The 15,808-nt window shown below is 35.5% G+C and carries 18 protein-coding genes and 1 pseudogene; 13 read left to right on the forward strand and 6 right to left on the reverse strand.

Annotated elements, in window-relative coordinates; genetic code table 11:
- Both HU235_RS19555 and HU235_RS19560 read right to left on the reverse strand, forming a co-directional pair.
- The coding region (locus HU235_RS19555) for a transcription repressor NadR (RefSeq protein WP_174881301.1) at positions 1-344 on the reverse strand (344 nt) is incomplete at its 3' end.
- Between the two features lie 82 nt (positions 345-426).
- On the reverse strand, positions 427-1,578 hold the full coding sequence (locus HU235_RS19560) for an IscS subfamily cysteine desulfurase (RefSeq protein WP_174881302.1): 1,152 nt from the start codon (positions 1,576-1,578) through the stop codon (positions 427-429).
- 120 nt (positions 1,579-1,698) lie between these two features.
- Here HU235_RS19560 and nadB point away from each other — a divergent pair, with 120 nt between their 5' ends.
- The 6 genes and pseudogenes from nadB to HU235_RS19590 all read left to right on the forward strand — a co-directional run bounded on the left by nadB (position 1,699) and on the right by HU235_RS19590 (position 8,186).
- Complete coding sequence (gene nadB / locus HU235_RS19565; RefSeq protein ID WP_174881303.1) at positions 1,699-3,246, forward strand: L-aspartate oxidase; 1,548 nt, start codon at positions 1,699-1,701, stop codon at positions 3,244-3,246.
- A 3-nt stretch (positions 3,247-3,249) separates the two neighbouring features.
- A complete protein-coding gene (nadC, locus tag HU235_RS19570; RefSeq protein ID WP_095302406.1) occupies positions 3,250-4,080 on the forward strand; it encodes a carboxylating nicotinate-nucleotide diphosphorylase in 831 nt (276 codons plus the stop codon).
- 13 nt (positions 4,081-4,093) lie between these two features.
- Positions 4,094-5,203, forward strand: a complete 1,110-nt coding sequence (gene nadA, locus HU235_RS19575; RefSeq protein WP_370877237.1) for a quinolinate synthase NadA — start codon at positions 4,094-4,096, stop codon at positions 5,201-5,203.
- A 348-nt stretch (positions 5,204-5,551) separates the two neighbouring features.
- Positions 5,552-5,702: pseudogene (safA, locus tag HU235_RS25580) on the forward strand (SafA/ExsA family spore coat assembly protein); the annotation flags it as partial.
- A 1,446-nt stretch (positions 5,703-7,148) separates the two neighbouring features.
- A complete protein-coding gene (locus HU235_RS19585) occupies positions 7,149-7,895 on the forward strand; it encodes a YhcN/YlaJ family sporulation lipoprotein (protein WP_233452309.1) in 747 nt (248 codons plus the stop codon).
- Positions 7,896-7,997: 102 nt separating this feature from the next.
- A complete protein-coding gene (locus HU235_RS19590) occupies positions 7,998-8,186 on the forward strand; it encodes a hypothetical protein (RefSeq protein WP_095302408.1) in 189 nt (62 codons plus the stop codon).
- Between the two features lie 31 nt (positions 8,187-8,217).
- Here HU235_RS19590 and HU235_RS19595 read toward each other — a convergent pair whose 3' ends face one another.
- The 3 genes from HU235_RS19595 to HU235_RS19605 form a co-directional block, all read right to left on the reverse strand.
- A complete protein-coding gene (locus HU235_RS19595) occupies positions 8,218-8,871 on the reverse strand; it encodes an IS3 family transposase (protein ID WP_267905725.1) in 654 nt (217 codons plus the stop codon).
- Entirely contained in the window at positions 8,829-9,029 is a 201-nt protein-coding gene (locus HU235_RS25585; protein ID WP_370877244.1) for an IS3 family transposase, read from the reverse strand. Before HU235_RS25585 ends, HU235_RS19595 begins: the two co-directional genes overlap by 43 nt.
- A 172-nt stretch (positions 9,030-9,201) precedes the next feature.
- On the reverse strand, positions 9,202-9,615 hold the full coding sequence (locus HU235_RS19605; RefSeq protein WP_174881307.1) for a helix-turn-helix domain-containing protein: 414 nt from the start codon (positions 9,613-9,615) through the stop codon (positions 9,202-9,204).
- Positions 9,616-9,965: 350 nt separating this feature from the next.
- On the opposite strand from HU235_RS19605, the gene HU235_RS19610 reads away from it, so the two are divergent.
- The 7 genes from HU235_RS19610 to yajC all read left to right on the forward strand — a co-directional run bounded on the left by HU235_RS19610 (position 9,966) and on the right by yajC (position 15,362).
- On the forward strand, positions 9,966-10,499 hold the full coding sequence (locus tag HU235_RS19610; RefSeq protein ID WP_170944507.1) for a BofC C-terminal domain-containing protein: 534 nt from the start codon (positions 9,966-9,968) through the stop codon (positions 10,497-10,499).
- Positions 10,500-10,791: 292 nt separating this feature from the next.
- Positions 10,792-11,400 (forward strand): Holliday junction branch migration protein RuvA, encoded by a 609-nt coding sequence (gene ruvA / locus HU235_RS19615; RefSeq protein ID WP_174881308.1) that lies wholly within the window; start codon positions 10,792-10,794, stop codon positions 11,398-11,400.
- 10 nt (positions 11,401-11,410) lie between these two features.
- Entirely contained in the window at positions 11,411-12,415 is a 1,005-nt protein-coding gene (gene ruvB, locus HU235_RS19620; RefSeq protein ID WP_095303159.1) for a Holliday junction branch migration DNA helicase RuvB, read from the forward strand.
- Positions 12,408-12,608, forward strand: a complete 201-nt coding sequence (locus HU235_RS19625; RefSeq protein WP_174881309.1) for a DUF2905 domain-containing protein — start codon at positions 12,408-12,410, stop codon at positions 12,606-12,608. The genes ruvB and HU235_RS19625 overlap by 8 nt, the downstream gene beginning before the upstream one ends.
- Before the next feature lie 28 nt (positions 12,609-12,636).
- On the forward strand, positions 12,637-13,665 hold the full coding sequence (queA, locus tag HU235_RS19630) for a tRNA preQ1(34) S-adenosylmethionine ribosyltransferase-isomerase QueA (RefSeq protein WP_145583235.1): 1,029 nt from the start codon (positions 12,637-12,639) through the stop codon (positions 13,663-13,665).
- A gap of 264 nt (positions 13,666-13,929) precedes the next feature.
- Complete coding sequence (gene tgt / locus HU235_RS19635; protein WP_095303156.1) at positions 13,930-15,075, forward strand: tRNA guanosine(34) transglycosylase Tgt; 1,146 nt, start codon at positions 13,930-13,932, stop codon at positions 15,073-15,075.
- 26 nt (positions 15,076-15,101) lie between these two features.
- Complete coding sequence (gene yajC, locus HU235_RS19640) at positions 15,102-15,362, forward strand: preprotein translocase subunit YajC (RefSeq protein ID WP_095303155.1); 261 nt, start codon at positions 15,102-15,104, stop codon at positions 15,360-15,362.
- A 91-nt stretch (positions 15,363-15,453) separates the two neighbouring features.
- Here the strand turns inward: yajC and HU235_RS19645 are convergent.
- Positions 15,454-15,808: TIGR04086 family membrane protein (locus HU235_RS19645; RefSeq protein ID WP_174881310.1), on the reverse strand; the 355-nt coding region annotated here is incomplete at its 5' end.

Below are 15,808 nucleotides of genomic sequence, written 5' to 3' on the forward strand. Positions count from 1 at the left end.
TCTCCATATACTTGATGTTCAACAATGACATCTTTAACAAATACACCATGGTCAACGAGAATCGTTAGTTCCTGTTTCGTTTGTTCAGGACTATGTTTACAAGCGATAATTCTCTCAAAAATATTAGGTTGATTTTGTTGATGGTTTAGAAAAACATATCCTTGACTTGTAGCAATGATTGGGTAGTTTTTTGCTTTCAATAAGGAAATATCCTGTACAATAACTTGTCTACTAACATTTGCTTTGCTAGCTAGCTCACCTCCAGTAATTGGCTTATCAGCCTTCATAAGTAGCTGTAATAATAGATTACGCCGCTCTTCCCCTAGTATTTTCTCATTATGCATTGAGTAATCTCCCCTTCGATATATTGGTGTAAAAGATATGCTAAGTTGTAGCATGAAATTATTTCGAAAATGAAAAGTAAGTTTATTTATAATAATCCTTTACTACATTGATGAGGACTTTAGCAAAATTTTCTATTTGTTCATGTGTAGTTTGAGTCCCTAAGGATATTCTAATATACTGTTTGGCAATTTGTTTAGTATAACCAATACTCAAGAGTGTTCGAGATGGTTCTTGCATTCCAACCTGACAGGCACTTCCTGTTGATACAGCATAGCCATAACGATTGCATTCTAACATCACATATTGTCCTTCTATTCCTTTTATTTGTAAAGGGATTATATTTGGTAGGATACAATGTTGCGAATCCCAATGTTGCGAATCATTTATAATGGTAATCAACTTCTGATGAGGGGAAAAGGAATCAATAAAAATTCTTCTTAATTGTTCATAATGATTCATATTTTCGTCTATTTTTCCACATATCTCCATTGATGCAGTGGCAAAAGCAGCTACTGCTGGAACGTCGACTGTACCAGGACGGAATCCAGACTCATGCGTAGTTCCTGGTATTACGGGATTCCAGAAGGTCGATGGTTTGATATAAGCCGCACCGATTCCTTTAGGTCCATAGATTTTGTGACTTGAAATTGAAATTGCGTCTAGTCCAAACTCTTCAACATCAATCGGAAGTTTCCCAAAGGTTTGCACACAATCACTATGGAAAACAATGTTCTTTTGTTTTAAAAGCTCTCCTATTTTTTTAATATTTTGAACGACGCCTATTTCAGAGTTTCCATGTTGAATTGATACTAAACCAGTATCATCTCTTAATGCTTTTTCAACCTGATTTATCTCAATATGACCTTGTTTATTTGGTATTAAGTACGTAACTTTATATCCTTCCCTTTCTAGTTTTTTAAAAAGATGGTATAGAGAAGAATGTTCAATTTGCGAAGTAATCAAATGTTTTTTCGAATCATTAAGTCCATTTAGAAGAGATTGAATGGTTAGGATATTAGCCTCACTCCCACTACCTGTAAAAAATAATCCTTTTTCATCTCCATTGATAAGCTTTGCAATCACTCTTCTAGATGATTCTAGAAGTTGACTTGATGTTCCCCCGATATCATGTAAGCTATTGCTATTTCCAAAGGCTGATTTAGCTGCCTTTCCATAAATCGTTAATGCTTGATCACTTATAGGTGTTGTTGCCGCATAGTCTAGATAAATCAATGTTTTCACCTCTATTATTCTTACAATCTTTTTACCTTAAGATAAAAAACTCTTGTCATTATTTTAATTATATGTAAATATAGGTGTCAAGACAGCTGTTAATTCACAGGAGGGTGTAAAATGCCTCAATCAGATATCGTTATTATTGGAAGTGGTATAGCAGCCTTATCTGCAGCTTATCATTTAAAAAATAGAAAAGTCGTGATCATTACAAAATCATTATGGGCTGATAGCAATTCAATGCTTGCTCAAGGAGGGATAGCAGCAGTTACTCAAAAAAATGATTCTTGGGAAAATCATTATCGCGATACATTAATTGCTGGTTGTTTTCATAATGACGAAAAAAATGTCGAGTTCCTCGTTAAAGATGGACCGAAAGAAATAAAAGACTGGTGTCAAAAAGGTATAACATTTGATACTGACGAAAATGGTCAATTTCTTCTTGGAAAAGAAGGGGCACATAGCCAGCATCGTATTTTACATGCAGGAGGTGATGCAACTGGTCTAAAAGTAACATCATTTCTCTATCAAGCGGTGAAAGCGTCTGTTACTATTGTCGAAAATGAAATGGCAACAGATTTAATAATAAAGGATGGCATTTGTTGTGGTGTTTATACAAAAAATGAAAAAGGTGAGATAACTCAATATATTTCAAGTAAAACGATTATTGCGAGTGGTGGCTGTGGTGCAGTTTATGGTAACACATCAAATGCTGAGGTGATTACGGGTGATGGGATTGCAATGGCTTATAGAGCAGGTGCTGAAATAGCCGATATGGAATTTATTCAGTTCCATCCAACTATGCTTCACGTTAATGGTCGATGTGTAGGTCTTATATCTGAGGCAGTTAGAGGAGAAGGAGCAATCCTTGTTAATCAAAATGGTGAAGCATTTATGGAGCATAAACACGATCAAAAGGATTTAGCTCCAAGAGATATAGTGGCACGTGCAATATTTGATGAAATGAAAAAAGGAAACAATGTGTTTCTTGATATTTCGTGTATCAAAAATTTCCAAACACGTTTTCCGACAATATCAGAAATATGTGTTAGAAACGGGATTGACCTTAAAAAGGGAAAAATTCCGGTAGCTCCAGGAATGCATTTTCTGATGGGAGGAATTCGGACTAATGACAAGGGAGAAACATCCATCAACAATTTATTTGCTATTGGCGAAGCGGCATGTACAGGTGTTCATGGAGCCAATCGCCTTGCGAGTAATTCATTATTAGAAGGACTTGTTTTTGCTAAAAGAGTAGCGGATCATATCAACTCAAAGCCTGTTGTTAATGAGAAGAAAGTTTTTCCTAATATTCAAGAAGAGTGTTGTGAAACATTGAAAATCTCCTTACCGACGAAAAAGCAAATTCAAGAAATGATGAATAAGTATGTTGGGATTCAGCGAACTCAAGCAGAATTAAACTATGTAATCAATTGGTTTATGAGGTATGAACGCTTTTTTCAAAACAATAATGTGAAGAATTTCACAAAAGAGGAAATCGAAATTATCAACTTACTAACTGTTGGCTGGCTTATTGCGACTTCTGCAAGCATGCGTACTGAAAGCAGAGGAGGTCACTATCGCTTGGACTTTCCGGTAGCAGATGACAATACGTGGAGAAAAAAGCAGATTATTCGAACAAAACAAGAAATGGTTGTGGGGGTTTAAAAGATGAATTTAATAAAATTAAAAAAGAAAATGGAAGATTTCTTCTTAGAAGACTTAGGAGAAATAGATATTTCCAGTCAAATGATTTTTGGAAATGACAGTAAAGGGGAGGCTGTTATTATTGCAAAAGAAAATGGTATTTTATCAGGCGTTGATGTCATTCATACAGGATATTCATTATTTTCGGATGAGATGAAAATAGAGCTTATAAAGCATGATGGTGAGGTTGTTAAACATGGTGATATTATCGCAAAAATTTCAGGTCCTATAGCAGCTATTCTCAGTGGTGAAAGAGTAATTTTAAATCTCCTGCAACGGATGAGTGGAATTGCTACATTAACAAGTCAAGCGGTAAAAACACTTAATTCCGATCATACAAGAATATGTGATACAAGGAAAACTTCACCAGGATTAAGAATGTTTGAGAAATATGCAGTTCGTTGTGGGGGAGGCTTCAACCATCGATTTGGTCTTTATGATGGAGTTATGATCAAAGATAATCATATTGCTTTTTCTGGTTCGATTGAAAAGGCTGTAAGACAAGTGAAAGAAAAAACGGGTCATATGATTAAGATAGAGGTAGAAATTGAAACAGAAGCCGAGCTTTATGAGGCAATAGAGGCTGGAGCTGATGTCATCATGTTTGATAACCGGAAGCCAGAAGAGGTCGAGAAGTTTGCAAAAATCACCCCAGAGCACATTATTACAGAAGCTTCAGGAGGAATCAGTCTTCATAATTTAGCTGAGTACCGAAATACAAAGGTTGATTACATTTCACTAGGTTTTTTAACACACTCATATAAATCTTTAGATTTAAGTTTAAATGTAAAATAGGGGGTACAGAATCATGGAATTAATGGATTTGCTTGACTATGAAAAAAGGGAAATGATGCCTGATTCTTATAAGACAAAAAGTCGAGAAGAAATGGAGCAGCGTGTAAGAGAAATAAAAAATAAATTTGGATCAAAATTATATATTCCAGGACATCATTATCAAAAAGATGAAGTTGTACAATTTGCAGATGTAACGGGAGATAGTCTTCAGCTTGCACAGGCAGCTGCACAAAATAAAGATGCAGAGTATATTGTGTTCTGCGGAGTTCATTTTATGGCTGAAACAGCAGATATGCTAACTTCAGATGAACAAAAGGTACTTTTACCAGATATGCGTGCTGGATGTTCAATGGCAGATATGGCTGACATCACGCAAACTGATCGTGCGTGGGAAAAGCTTACACATTTATTTGGAAATACAATTCTTCCTTTAACATATGTTAATTCAACAGCAGCTATTAAAGCATTTGTTGGAAGAAATGGTGGTGCAACTGTAACTTCCTCAAATGCAAGAAAAATGCTGGAATGGGCATTTACACAAAAGCAAAGAATTCTCTTTTTACCTGATCAGCATTTAGGAAGAAATACAGCATTTGACTTAGGAGTTCCTTTGCATCAAATGGCAATTTGGAACCCAATTAAAAATGAATTAGAATATGAGGGAAATATTGAGGATATCATTGTTATCCTTTGGAAGGGACATTGCTCAGTTCATGAAAATTTTACTGTCGCGAATATTGAGCAGATTAGAAGTACTGAGCCTGACATGAACATTATTGTCCATCCCGAATGCAGTCGAGAAGTAGTTGCTCATTCAGACTTTGCGGGTTCAACAAAATATATTATTGATATGATTGAAGCGGCAGAGTCAGGTACCAAATGGGCAATCGGAACGGAAATGAATCTTGTTAATAGATTAATTCAGAATAATCAAGACAAAAAAATTGTTTCTCTCAATCCATATATGTGTCCATGTTTAACGATGAACAGAATTGATTTACCACATCTATTATGGACATTAGAAGGCTTAGAAAAAGGTGAATTATTAAATCAAATTATTGTATCTGAGGTCATAACAAAGGAAGCGGTCTTAGCATTAAATCGAATGTTAGAAAACGTATAAATTATTCAAAGTAAAATGAAGGCTACCATTTTCGGTAAGCCTTTTTTTATTTCATAGCCATTACTATAATCTTTAATCTTATTAAAAATATGCATTTGATGATGCTTTAATAATTTTAATACTTGGCACATAAGAATAGAGAAGGTGCTAATTTTAAGGTTTCTATTTACATCTAGTTAAATTCATTCATAAATTTGCCAAAGCACACATAAATTGTGATGAAGTATCATGACAAATTAATTTATATAGAATTACACAAATCTCGTGTTTGCTTTATCATTGCACTCTAATAGCGCCTATTATTTTGGTTATTGGTCTTATACTTTTTTATGCTTAGGAGGGAAAGCATTGAAAATTCATATTGTACAAAAGGGCGATACTCTTTGGAAAATTGCAAATAAATATGGGGTTGACTTTGAACAATTAAAAAGTATGAATACTCAATTAAGTAATCCTGATTTAATAATGCCAGGTATGAAGATTAAAGTACCTTCGGGGAATATTGCAATTAAAAAAGAAGCACCGCTAGCTGGCCAGAAGAAAGAAATGCCAATTGCAGATCATCCGTTTGCAAAAGAAAAACCTAAAGAATCTGTTGTTGAAGAAGATATTGTTGCAAAGGAACCAGAAACAGAGAAACCATCAAAGCCTTATATACCGCCTGTACCTAATGTTCAACATCCGGTATATAGTGGTCTTGATGTGAATAATTATTATACGGTGAATATGGCGATGATGCCGCAGATGGCAAAACCACAACTACCACCAAAACCAGAGAATGTATTCCCAGACATAAAAGATGTTGATGAAAAGGAAAACGTTTCTGCTAATGAAGCACCATCTAACGTATCACCAGAACATCAAGAGGAGGATTCAGAAAATATGGCCAATATGCCGAATGTACCGAATATGCCAAATGTTCCGAACATGCCTTATATGCAAAGTCCTGCATATTCAGCACCAATGATGCACCAGCCACAGTATTTGGCACCACAACATATGGTACCTGTGTCACCAGTATTACCTGGAAGTGGTCTATGTCCACCGGGATATTTCCCACATGTCCCTATGCATCATGGACATCATCCATTTCCAAATCTACCTTATCCAACAGCAGTAAGTCCGGTATTTGATGAGGAAAATGCACCAAATCAGCCATTTCCACAGGCTGTTTCACCTGTTCAGTTTGACCCTGGTTTTCATGTAAACCCTTATGCGGGAGTTCCGGTCTCACCAGTATTGCCAGGAAGTGGACTTCACCAAAATCCGGTTTGGAGTGGCTATGATGAAGTAGATGAAGATGATGATGATCAAGCATACTTACCAAATCAACCACACTATCCACAAGCTGTTGCTCCAGCATATGCTCCTCAACAGGATGATTGTGGTTGTGGTGGAGGATATCCAACTCCTTATCAAGCATATCCATACCAACAGGCGTATCCGATGCCTATGCAACAGCCATATGGAGGATACCCTGTTCAACAACCGATTATGGCTCCACAGGGCTACTATCCATATGGTCAACAGCCATACGGACAATTCGCCGGGCAAATGGCACCAAGCCAACAAATGTTCAATATGCCGACTATGGATCAAAGGGATGAAGAAGAAGAGGATTAAATTAATGACTTTAAGTAGAGGTGGTCGTACATCTCTACTTTTTTGTTATTTTTATTTAAAGAAACGATAAAAAAGATTGTTCGAATCGAGAAGGAGCATAGTCTGCCGGAAATGTGTGCTCAATACAAGCTTAAGCATCAAGGTGTCTTATTGGAAACCTGAAATTATTCTTTAGATACTGTCTAACATTAAAAATTACCTGTTTCTTTAGTACTTACCGATATATAACAGACTTAATTTCCTCCTGAAAGTAAAAGCTAGGAATGAGCAAAGATGTTTGCTCTTTTTGAAAGTACCAAGTAGGGGGGAAATTCGATTGAATATGCCGAAAAAGTTTACTTCTCTTACAGCTATTGCTTTATTAACAACAGGTTTATCAGCTTGTAACGGCAATAATGATGCAATGGACACGAATAACAACGGTAACAATGGAAATGCTCAGCCAATTGGATACTATTCAAATGAAAATACCAATGTAGAAAATGAAGGTCCTGTCACGGAAATGATGGATGGAATGAACAGAGATCAACGAGGAAATGGTAATGCAAATCAGCAAGGTGGCTACTTTCGTCGAGTAAATGATCGCAACAATGATAATGATACAACTAACCGTATAGCACCTCTCGGAAACGAGGATAATGGATTAGTAAGAGACAATCGATATAGCCGTTCAGATGCAAATTACCACGGTCATTTAAACGATGAGGATTATTATAACCGTGGTGACCGTCAATTGTCAGATAAAGTAAGCAATGCTGTTGAGAAAATGGATAATGTTGAAAATGCCAATGTGTTAGTTACAGATGACAATATTATTGTTGCGGTCGATACGAATGATAACAATAATAGAGCAATGAAGGATGAAATTACGAAAAAGGTAAAAAACATGGCTAAAGGGAGAAATATTCAAGTTGTTACAGATGAAGCAACGATTACACGAGTTCGTAACATCAGTAACAACATGAATAACGGTGGCGACCGAAAAACAATAGATGCCGATATCACTGAGTTAATGAATGATATTGGAGACACAATAAGACGCCCATTTAACGGTAACCAAAACCAATAATGCAAGGGGGACCCCCCTTGTTTTTTTATATAAAATTATTTTCATTCACTTCAAAAACATATGATATGATATAAATAAAAAAAGCAATAGGTGATTGTTAAGATGGAAGAGAATAAGCAAAAGCGTGAAACAAAAGGAATAGATACGTCTATTGTTTACGATTTTAAAGAATTCCCGGATGAAATAAGTGGGCGATGTGATAATTGCGGGAATACATTATTTAAAAGCTCTGTTAAGGATTTTGTTTTTTTGAGAGAATGTAGAGAATGTGGTATGAAAAAGAGCATCTGAGGGAGCTTACCCCTAAAAGTTAGAGTTTTTATTATGCAGCTGATTGGCTGGATTGAATTCGGTATTCAACCGGACTTAGTCCAGTCAATTTTTCTTTTGATCGTATATTGTTATACCAGTAAATATAATCTTCTATTTTTCTTTTTAAATCTTCATAGCTTACTAGTTTTTCCCCGTAATACATCTCTTGCTTTAAAATGCTAAAGAAATTCTCCATTGACGCATTGTCTGGGCAGGTTGCCTTACGTGACATGCTTTGGAATACTTTATTTTTCTTTAACTTTTTCACCCATTGGTTGTGCTGATAATGCCATCCTTGATCCGAATGAATGATAGTACGGTAGGTTGCGTGATTCTTTATAATCTCAATCGTTTCTTCTAAAGGTTCCATCACAAGATCTAATGTTGGTCGTTTATTGATTCCAAACGAAGTAATTTCTCCATTATAAAGATCAAGGAAGGGGCTTAAATACAACTTCTCTTCTCCTAGACATTTGAATTCTGTAATATCAGTTACTAATTTTTGAAGAGGAATAGGTGTATTAAAACGACGGGATAGACGGTTTTTCGCTACTTTACCAACCTTCCCCTTATAGGAATTATATTTCCGAGATTTCCGCATAAATTTTACACATTTTAATCCTAGTTCCCGCATAAGTCGATACACTTTTTTATGATAACACAATATCCTAATTTCTTTAATTCCTTTGTGATTCGTTTATAACCATAGCGTTCATGAAACTTCTTAAATAGTTGAGTGATGAGTTCTTTTGGTTCCGAGTCCAGATCTTCTTTCCCTAAATTTTTTACATGATAATGATAGGTTGCTTCAGGAATGCTCACAACAAGGAAAATATCCTTTAATCGGAATCCTTCTTCTTTGAGTTCGAATGCCAATTTTGCTTGTGCTTTTCGGGAAAGACATTCGGATTTTCCCGAAAAGCTCTCAGCTTTTTTAAGTAAGCAATTTCTAATCTCAATAGTTCATTCTCACGTTCTAACTCTGCTTCACGTGTTAACTTATTTTCTTCCTTTTTTGTTTGTTTATTGGTGTTAGGTTTCTTAGACATAGAAGGTCTCCCTTTGGTTTTGGTTTTAGGCCTTCTACTCCTTGTTCATTAAACTCTTTCATCCAGCGATTAATTAAAGAAGGATTGTTTAATTTAAATTGATTAGCAGTTTCCAGATAAGAAGCGCCTGTCTTTTTCATAAATTGTATCGTATCCAATTTAAATTGAATAGAGTATGCTTCCTTACCTTTTCGTCTTTTTAACCCCTCCATACCTTGAGTTTTATATGCTTTTACCCAATTTTTTAAAGGTGTCACAGACGGCAAGTTATATTTTCTAGCCAATCGTTTGTATCCAAGATTTCCATTCAAATATTCGGTAACAATCTTTATTTTAAATTCCTCACTATATTTGGCCATAATAATACCCCCAGAAGTTAGATTTATTACTCTAACTTCTGGGGGTCGGTACCGAGTGATGCTCTTTTTATTTTAGCTGATTCCCCATACAATGTTTTTTTAGATATATTGATGTGAATATCCTTGGTTATTTCCACATGCTTAAATAGTTTTACTAAAAGTGCGCGTTTTTAGCATATATTTAGCCGACACCTAAATGATCAAGAGAGGTATTTTTAAAATAAAATCATGTATATAAGGTTCTATAAAGCGTGGTTAAAAATTCTACTTTTGGTCACAATAGTAACGGACAATATTTAATTACGCGTTTTCATGCTTCAATGTACAAAATAATGAATGAGGTGAAGCAGATGAAAGTATTTCATCGAAGTCGCAACTTTACGAATCTTACTCTAATCATGTTGATCGCTGTAGGTCTAATGATATGTATACAATCGAATCCAATGAATGTACATGCGGAAACTTTAGATGGAAATACTCCAATAAAAATTATATTGCAGCAAGAATATCTTGACGGAGAGCTAAGTGAAGAAGTAACGCATGAATATGATTTACCTCTTAATGCAATTAAGGAAAAATATAAAAATTGGCATTTGGTCACTCAAAATGAGAAAGAATTGGTATTTCACCGTGCTGTAGATGACATTTCTCCATTATTAAAAACAAATGGATACTTTGGAATAACCGGCGATGGTACATTATCAACATTTAATGGAAAGCCTGAGACAAATGAAGTGATCCAATCGTTTTTTCAAATTGACATAAAAAAGTTGGAAAGTCATAGGCAGGATGAGTTACGTAAAGGTATTCGAATTCAATCAAGAGATCAATACTTTGAGGTAATTAAAAGCTTTGAATCTTATTCAAAGACTGAAAAAAAATAAACACTGCTAACTTGAAAGATAGACGGTCTTTTAGGTTAGCTTTTTTTATTTCGCAAAACAGTTTTAATTTCTTACATTCATTTATTGTGATATGATAAATAGGAACAATTGTACGTATTTCTCATTTCAAGAATCAAAATTGATTCCTAGAAATTTTATTCGAGCCATAATGAATATTATTAGAAATTATCCTTATGGATTGCGGTATGAAAGTTTTTTGTAGATAAAACTTCTTCTGATTTGAACGGTTTTTTGTTACAATTGGATACAGTCGCTTAAAGAGGTGAAAGTGTTGATTGAGTTTATTAAAGGATATGTCGAACATATCACACCAGAATATATAGTTATTGATCATCATGGATTAGGTTATCAAATACATACGCCAAATCCTTTTATTTATAAAAAAAGCAATCAGGATGAAATTACGATTTATACGTATCAACATGTACGTGAGGATGTCCTTGCGTTATACGGTTTTCAAACGAGAGAAGAAAAGGCTTTGTTTATGAAGCTATTAAACGTTACTGGGATTGGACCTAAAGGGGCATTGGCAATTCTTGCATCAGGTAATCCATCTCACGTCATTGAAGCGATTGAAAAGGAAGACGATGCGTTTTTAGTGAAATTCCCTGGTGTTGGAAAAAAGACGGCACGACAAATAATTTTAGATTTAAAAGGGAAACTCGGTGATATTGCTGCTTTGTACGCTCCTGATTTATTTACTCATGAAGAAATTGAAAAAGAACGAACTAATAATCATGCGTTAAATGAAGCTGTAGAAGCATTGAAGGTTTTAGGCTATGGAGAACGCGAAATTAATAAAGTGCTTCCTTCGCTTAAGCAAGAAAGTTTATCAACTGATATGTATGTTAAAAAAGCATTGCAAAAGCTATTGAAGTAAGGTGATAACTATGGATGAACGCCTAGTATCTAGTGAGGCAGATTCACATGATTCGTACTTAGAGCAGTCCTTAAGACCGCAGACATTATCTCAATATATTGGTCAGGATAAAGTAAAGGATAATTTAAAAGTATTTATTGAGGCTGCAAAATTGCGTGGTGAAACATTGGATCATGTGTTATTATATGGTCCGCCGGGTCTTGGGAAAACAACCTTAGCCACAATTGTTGCCAATGAAATGGGTGTTAATATTAGAACAACTTCAGGACCTGCTATTGAAAGACCAGGGGATTTAGCTGCAATTTTAACAGCATTAGAACCAGGAGATGTTCTATTTATTGATGAAATACATCGATTACAAAGGTCAATTGAGGAAGTTTTGTATCCTGCAATGGAAGATTTTTGCCTTGATATCGTAATTGGCAAAGGCTCGACAGCAAGGTCTGTTCGATTAGATCTTCCACCATTTACGTTAATTGGTGCAACAACAAGATTAGGACTTCTAACAGCTCCATTACGTGACCGATTTGGAGTCTTGAGCAGGCTTGAATATTATGATGAAACTCAATTATCCCTTATTATACAGCGTACTGCTGAAATATTAGAAATAGGAATTGAGGATCAAGGTGCAGTTGAAATGGCTAGAAGGTCGCGGGGAACACCGAGAATTGCGAACCGCTTACTTAGAAGAGTAAGGGATTTCGCCCAGGTGATTGGTGTTGATACGATTTCAACAGGACTAGCAATCGATGCGCTTGAGAAGCTTCAGGTTGATAAATTAGGATTGGATCACATAGATCATAAGCTATTGTTAGGAATTATTGAAAAATTCCGTGGCGGTCCGGTTGGGATTGATACGATTTCGGCAACAATAGGAGAAGAATCACATACAATTGAAGATGTATATGAGCCATATCTCCTGCAAATTGGTTTTTTGCAAAGAACTCCAAGAGGAAGAATTGTTACGGAAAGAGTCTACCAACATTTTAATATGGAGGCACCTAAACATGGCTAATTTTCCTAAGATATTAATGATGATTGGAGCTATCCTTTTAATCATTGGATTTTTTATGCAGTTTATTGGTAAACTACCAGGTGACATAGTATTTAAAAAAGGGAATACAACAGTATTTTTCCCCGTTGTGACTTGCATAGTTGTTAGCATTATATTATCGATTGTATTTTCGTTTATTGGAAGATTTAAATAATCTAGAGAAAAGAAATAAGGTGAGCACGTTGAAAGTTGAATTATTTGATTTTGATCTACCAGAAGAACTAATTGCACAGGTACCGCTTAAAGAGAGAGATGCATCTCGTTTAATGGTATTAAATAAGGAATCTGGGGAAGTAAAGCATGAAACCTTCAAGTCGATTGTTAATTATTTCCAGCCAGGTGATTGCCTTGTTTTAAATAATACAAGAGTAATGCCGGCACGATTATTTGGGACAAAACAAGATACAGGTGCGAGTATCGAGGTTCTTCTTTTAAAACAAAAAGAGAATGATACGTGGGAAACATTGGTGAAGCCAGCAAAACGAGTGAAGGAAGGAACTGTTATTTCCTTTGGTGATGGAATTTTAACAGCAACCTGTGTAGGAACAAGTGAGCATGGTGGTAGATTATTAACATTTGACTATGATGGTATTTTTTATGAGGTATTGGATTCATTAGGTGAAATGCCTTTACCACCATACATAAAAGAGCAATTAGATGACCGTGAAAGATACCAAACTGTTTTTTCACGTGAAATTGGTTCTGCTGCAGCACCAACTGCTGGGTTGCATTTTACAGAAGAGATCTTAGAACAGTTAAAAAGCAAAGGAATCCATCTTGCATTTATCACACTTCATGTTGGATTAGGTACGTTCAGGCCAGTTAGCGCAGATAATGTGGAAGAACATGAAATGCACGCTGAATTTTATCAAGTAACAGAAGAAACCGCTGAGCTTTTAAATAATGTCCGCAAAAATGGTGGTCGCATTATCTCAGTTGGTACAACATCGACAAGAACATTAGAAACAATTGCATCTAAGCATGATGGAAAGTTTGTATCCGAAAGTGGCTGGACAAATATATTTATTTATCCAGGGTTTCAATTCAAAGGAATTGATGGAATGATTACAAACTTCCACCTCCCTAAGTCTTCGCTAATCATGCTTGTAAGTGCGTTAGCAACAAGGGAATATGTTATGAATGCCTATGAAATTGCAGTAAAGGAAAAATATCGGTTTTTTAGCTTTGGAGATGCCATGCTTATCATTTAAACTTTATCAAACTGAAACTATATAATAGACCTTAGCGTCAGCTCAAAACGGCTTGCGACAAGTAATTTTGAAGTCCTTTTATAGGAGTCTGTTAAAGCATATTGTTGATTTCTTAGCACTTTGTTATTGGAGTGAAATGCGTAAGAAAACGCCTGTAGTGGGATTCTATTAACTAAGATAACAGTTCCTATAAGAGCATCAAGTCACTATTAGTGTTCGTAGCTAGAGCTAGATGATTTTGCTTGCTTATTAAGGAGGAATACAGTGTCAACTTTACCGATACGCTATGAATTAATTAAAACATGTAAACAAACTGGTGCAAGACTTGGAATCGTTCATACACCTCATGGTAGCTTCGAAACACCTGTTTTTATGCCAGTAGGTACACTTGCAACCGTTAAAACAATGTCACCTGAAGATTTAAAAGAAATGGGTGCTGGGATTATTTTAAGTAATACTTATCATTTATGGCTTAGACCCGGCAATGAAATCGTTAAAGAAGCTGGTGGCCTTCATAAATTTATGAATTGGGATCGAGCGATATTAACAGATTCAGGTGGATTTCAAGTATTTAGTTTAAGTGACATGAGAACCATTGAGGAAGAGGGCGTTCATTTCCGAAATCATTTAAATGGTGATAAGCTATTTCTATCACCGGAAAAAGCGATGCAAATTCAAAATGATTTAGGTTCAGATATTATGATGGCATTTGACGAATGTCCACCATACCCAGCTGAATATGATTATATGAAAAAGTCAGTAGAACGGACAAGCAGATGGGCTGAACGATGTCTTAAAGCTCATAAACGCCCAAATGAACAAGGGTTATTTGGTATTATTCAAGGTGGAGAATATGAGGAATTACGTAAACAAAGTGCAAAGGATTTAGTTTCATTAGATTTTCCTGGCTATGCAGTTGGTGGTTTATCGGTAGGAGAACCAAAGGATGTCATGAATCGTGTGCTTGAGTTTACGACTCCGCTTATGCCAGCTCATAAACCTCGATATTTGATGGGAGTTGGGTCACCAGATTCGCTTATTGATGGTGCAATTCGCGGAATAGATATGTTTGATTGTGTTCTACCTACTAGAATAGCTCGTAATGGAACATTAATGACGAGTGAAGGAAGACTAGTAGTGAAAAATGCAAAATATGCAAGAGACTTTGGTCCGCTTGATGAGCATTGTGATTGTTATACTTGTCGAAATTATTCACGGGCTTATATTCGACATTTAATAAAATGTGACGAAACGTTCGGATTAAGATTAACATCTTATCATAATCTATATTTTCTGGTAAACTTAATGAAGAATGTAAGGCAAGCTATCCGTGAAGATCGTCTAGGCGATTTCCGCGATGAATTCTTTGAAAAATACGGTTTTAATAAGCCAAATGCCAAAAACTTCTAATATATGCTGAAAGGAGGGGAAAATGAATGGAATTAATAGGTACAGTATTACCTTTAGTCGCAATGTTTGCCATTTTTTACTTTTTGTTAATTCGTCCGCAACAAAAGCAACAAAAAGCGGTACGTGAGATGCAAAACAGCCTGCAAAAGGGTGATAAAATTGTTACAATTGGTGGCCTTCATGGTATTTTAGATTCGATCGATGAAGATAAGATCGTATTAAAAGTATCAGATGGAACACGTTTAACTTTTGATCGTCGCTCAGTCCGTGAAGTAGTAAAGGACTAATAGTACATACAAACCAAAAAGCCAATCATTGAGAAGATGATTGGCTTTTTTTGATAATCAATGACAAAAACATGTTCAAATGTAAAAATCATTATTTACTTGCTCGAGAGGATGAAAGATTAACTCCAAAAACTCCACCTAGCATTGCTATGAGTAAAAAAGCCCCATGGTATAAAGATTCTTCTAAAGTAAAAATTTGTCCATATCCTAAAAATTTAAATAGCAAAATGATTAATGAATATAAAAGGGCTGTAATTCCCCCAACTAACCAACCCTTCTCTTTCCCATTGCCTCCAGCAACAAAACCACCGATGAATACTGCCAAAATGGAAATCGTTAGAAGGATCCAACTTATCGAAGACTCAGTTAAACTTGTAAATTTCAATAAGGTTGCAAAGAATAGACTAGTTACTAATGCGATGACAAAAATTGTGATTAATCCATAT

Source organism: Metabacillus niabensis, assembly GCF_902829255.1.
GTDB classification, from domain to species: Bacteria; Bacillota; Bacilli; order Bacillales; family Bacillaceae; genus Metabacillus; species Metabacillus niabensis.

Excerpts from the sequence above, each read along its gene's own strand:
- ruvB (WP_095303159.1), top strand. The coding sequence starts at position 11,411 with ATGGATGAACGCCTAGTATCTAGTGAGGCAGATTCACATGATTCGTAC.
- nadA (WP_370877237.1), top strand. The coding sequence starts at position 4,094 with ATGGAATTAATGGATTTGCTTGACTATGAAAAAAGGGAAATGATGCCT.
- HU235_RS19625 (WP_174881309.1), top strand. The coding sequence starts at position 12,408 with ATGGCTAATTTTCCTAAGATATTAATGATGATTGGAGCTATCCTTTTA.
- HU235_RS19610 (WP_170944507.1), top strand. The coding sequence starts at position 9,966 with ATGAAAGTATTTCATCGAAGTCGCAACTTTACGAATCTTACTCTAATC.
- HU235_RS19605 (WP_174881307.1), bottom strand. The coding sequence starts at position 9,615 with ATGGCCAAATATAGTGAGGAATTTAAAATAAAGATTGTTACCGAATAT.
- yajC (WP_095303155.1), top strand. The coding sequence starts at position 15,102 with ATGGAATTAATAGGTACAGTATTACCTTTAGTCGCAATGTTTGCCATT.
- HU235_RS19590 (WP_095302408.1), top strand. The coding sequence starts at position 7,998 with ATGGAAGAGAATAAGCAAAAGCGTGAAACAAAAGGAATAGATACGTCT.
- HU235_RS19585 (WP_233452309.1), top strand. The coding sequence starts at position 7,149 with ATGCCGAAAAAGTTTACTTCTCTTACAGCTATTGCTTTATTAACAACA.
- nadC (WP_095302406.1), top strand. The coding sequence starts at position 3,250 with ATGAATTTAATAAAATTAAAAAAGAAAATGGAAGATTTCTTCTTAGAA.
- nadB (WP_174881303.1), top strand. The coding sequence starts at position 1,699 with ATGCCTCAATCAGATATCGTTATTATTGGAAGTGGTATAGCAGCCTTA.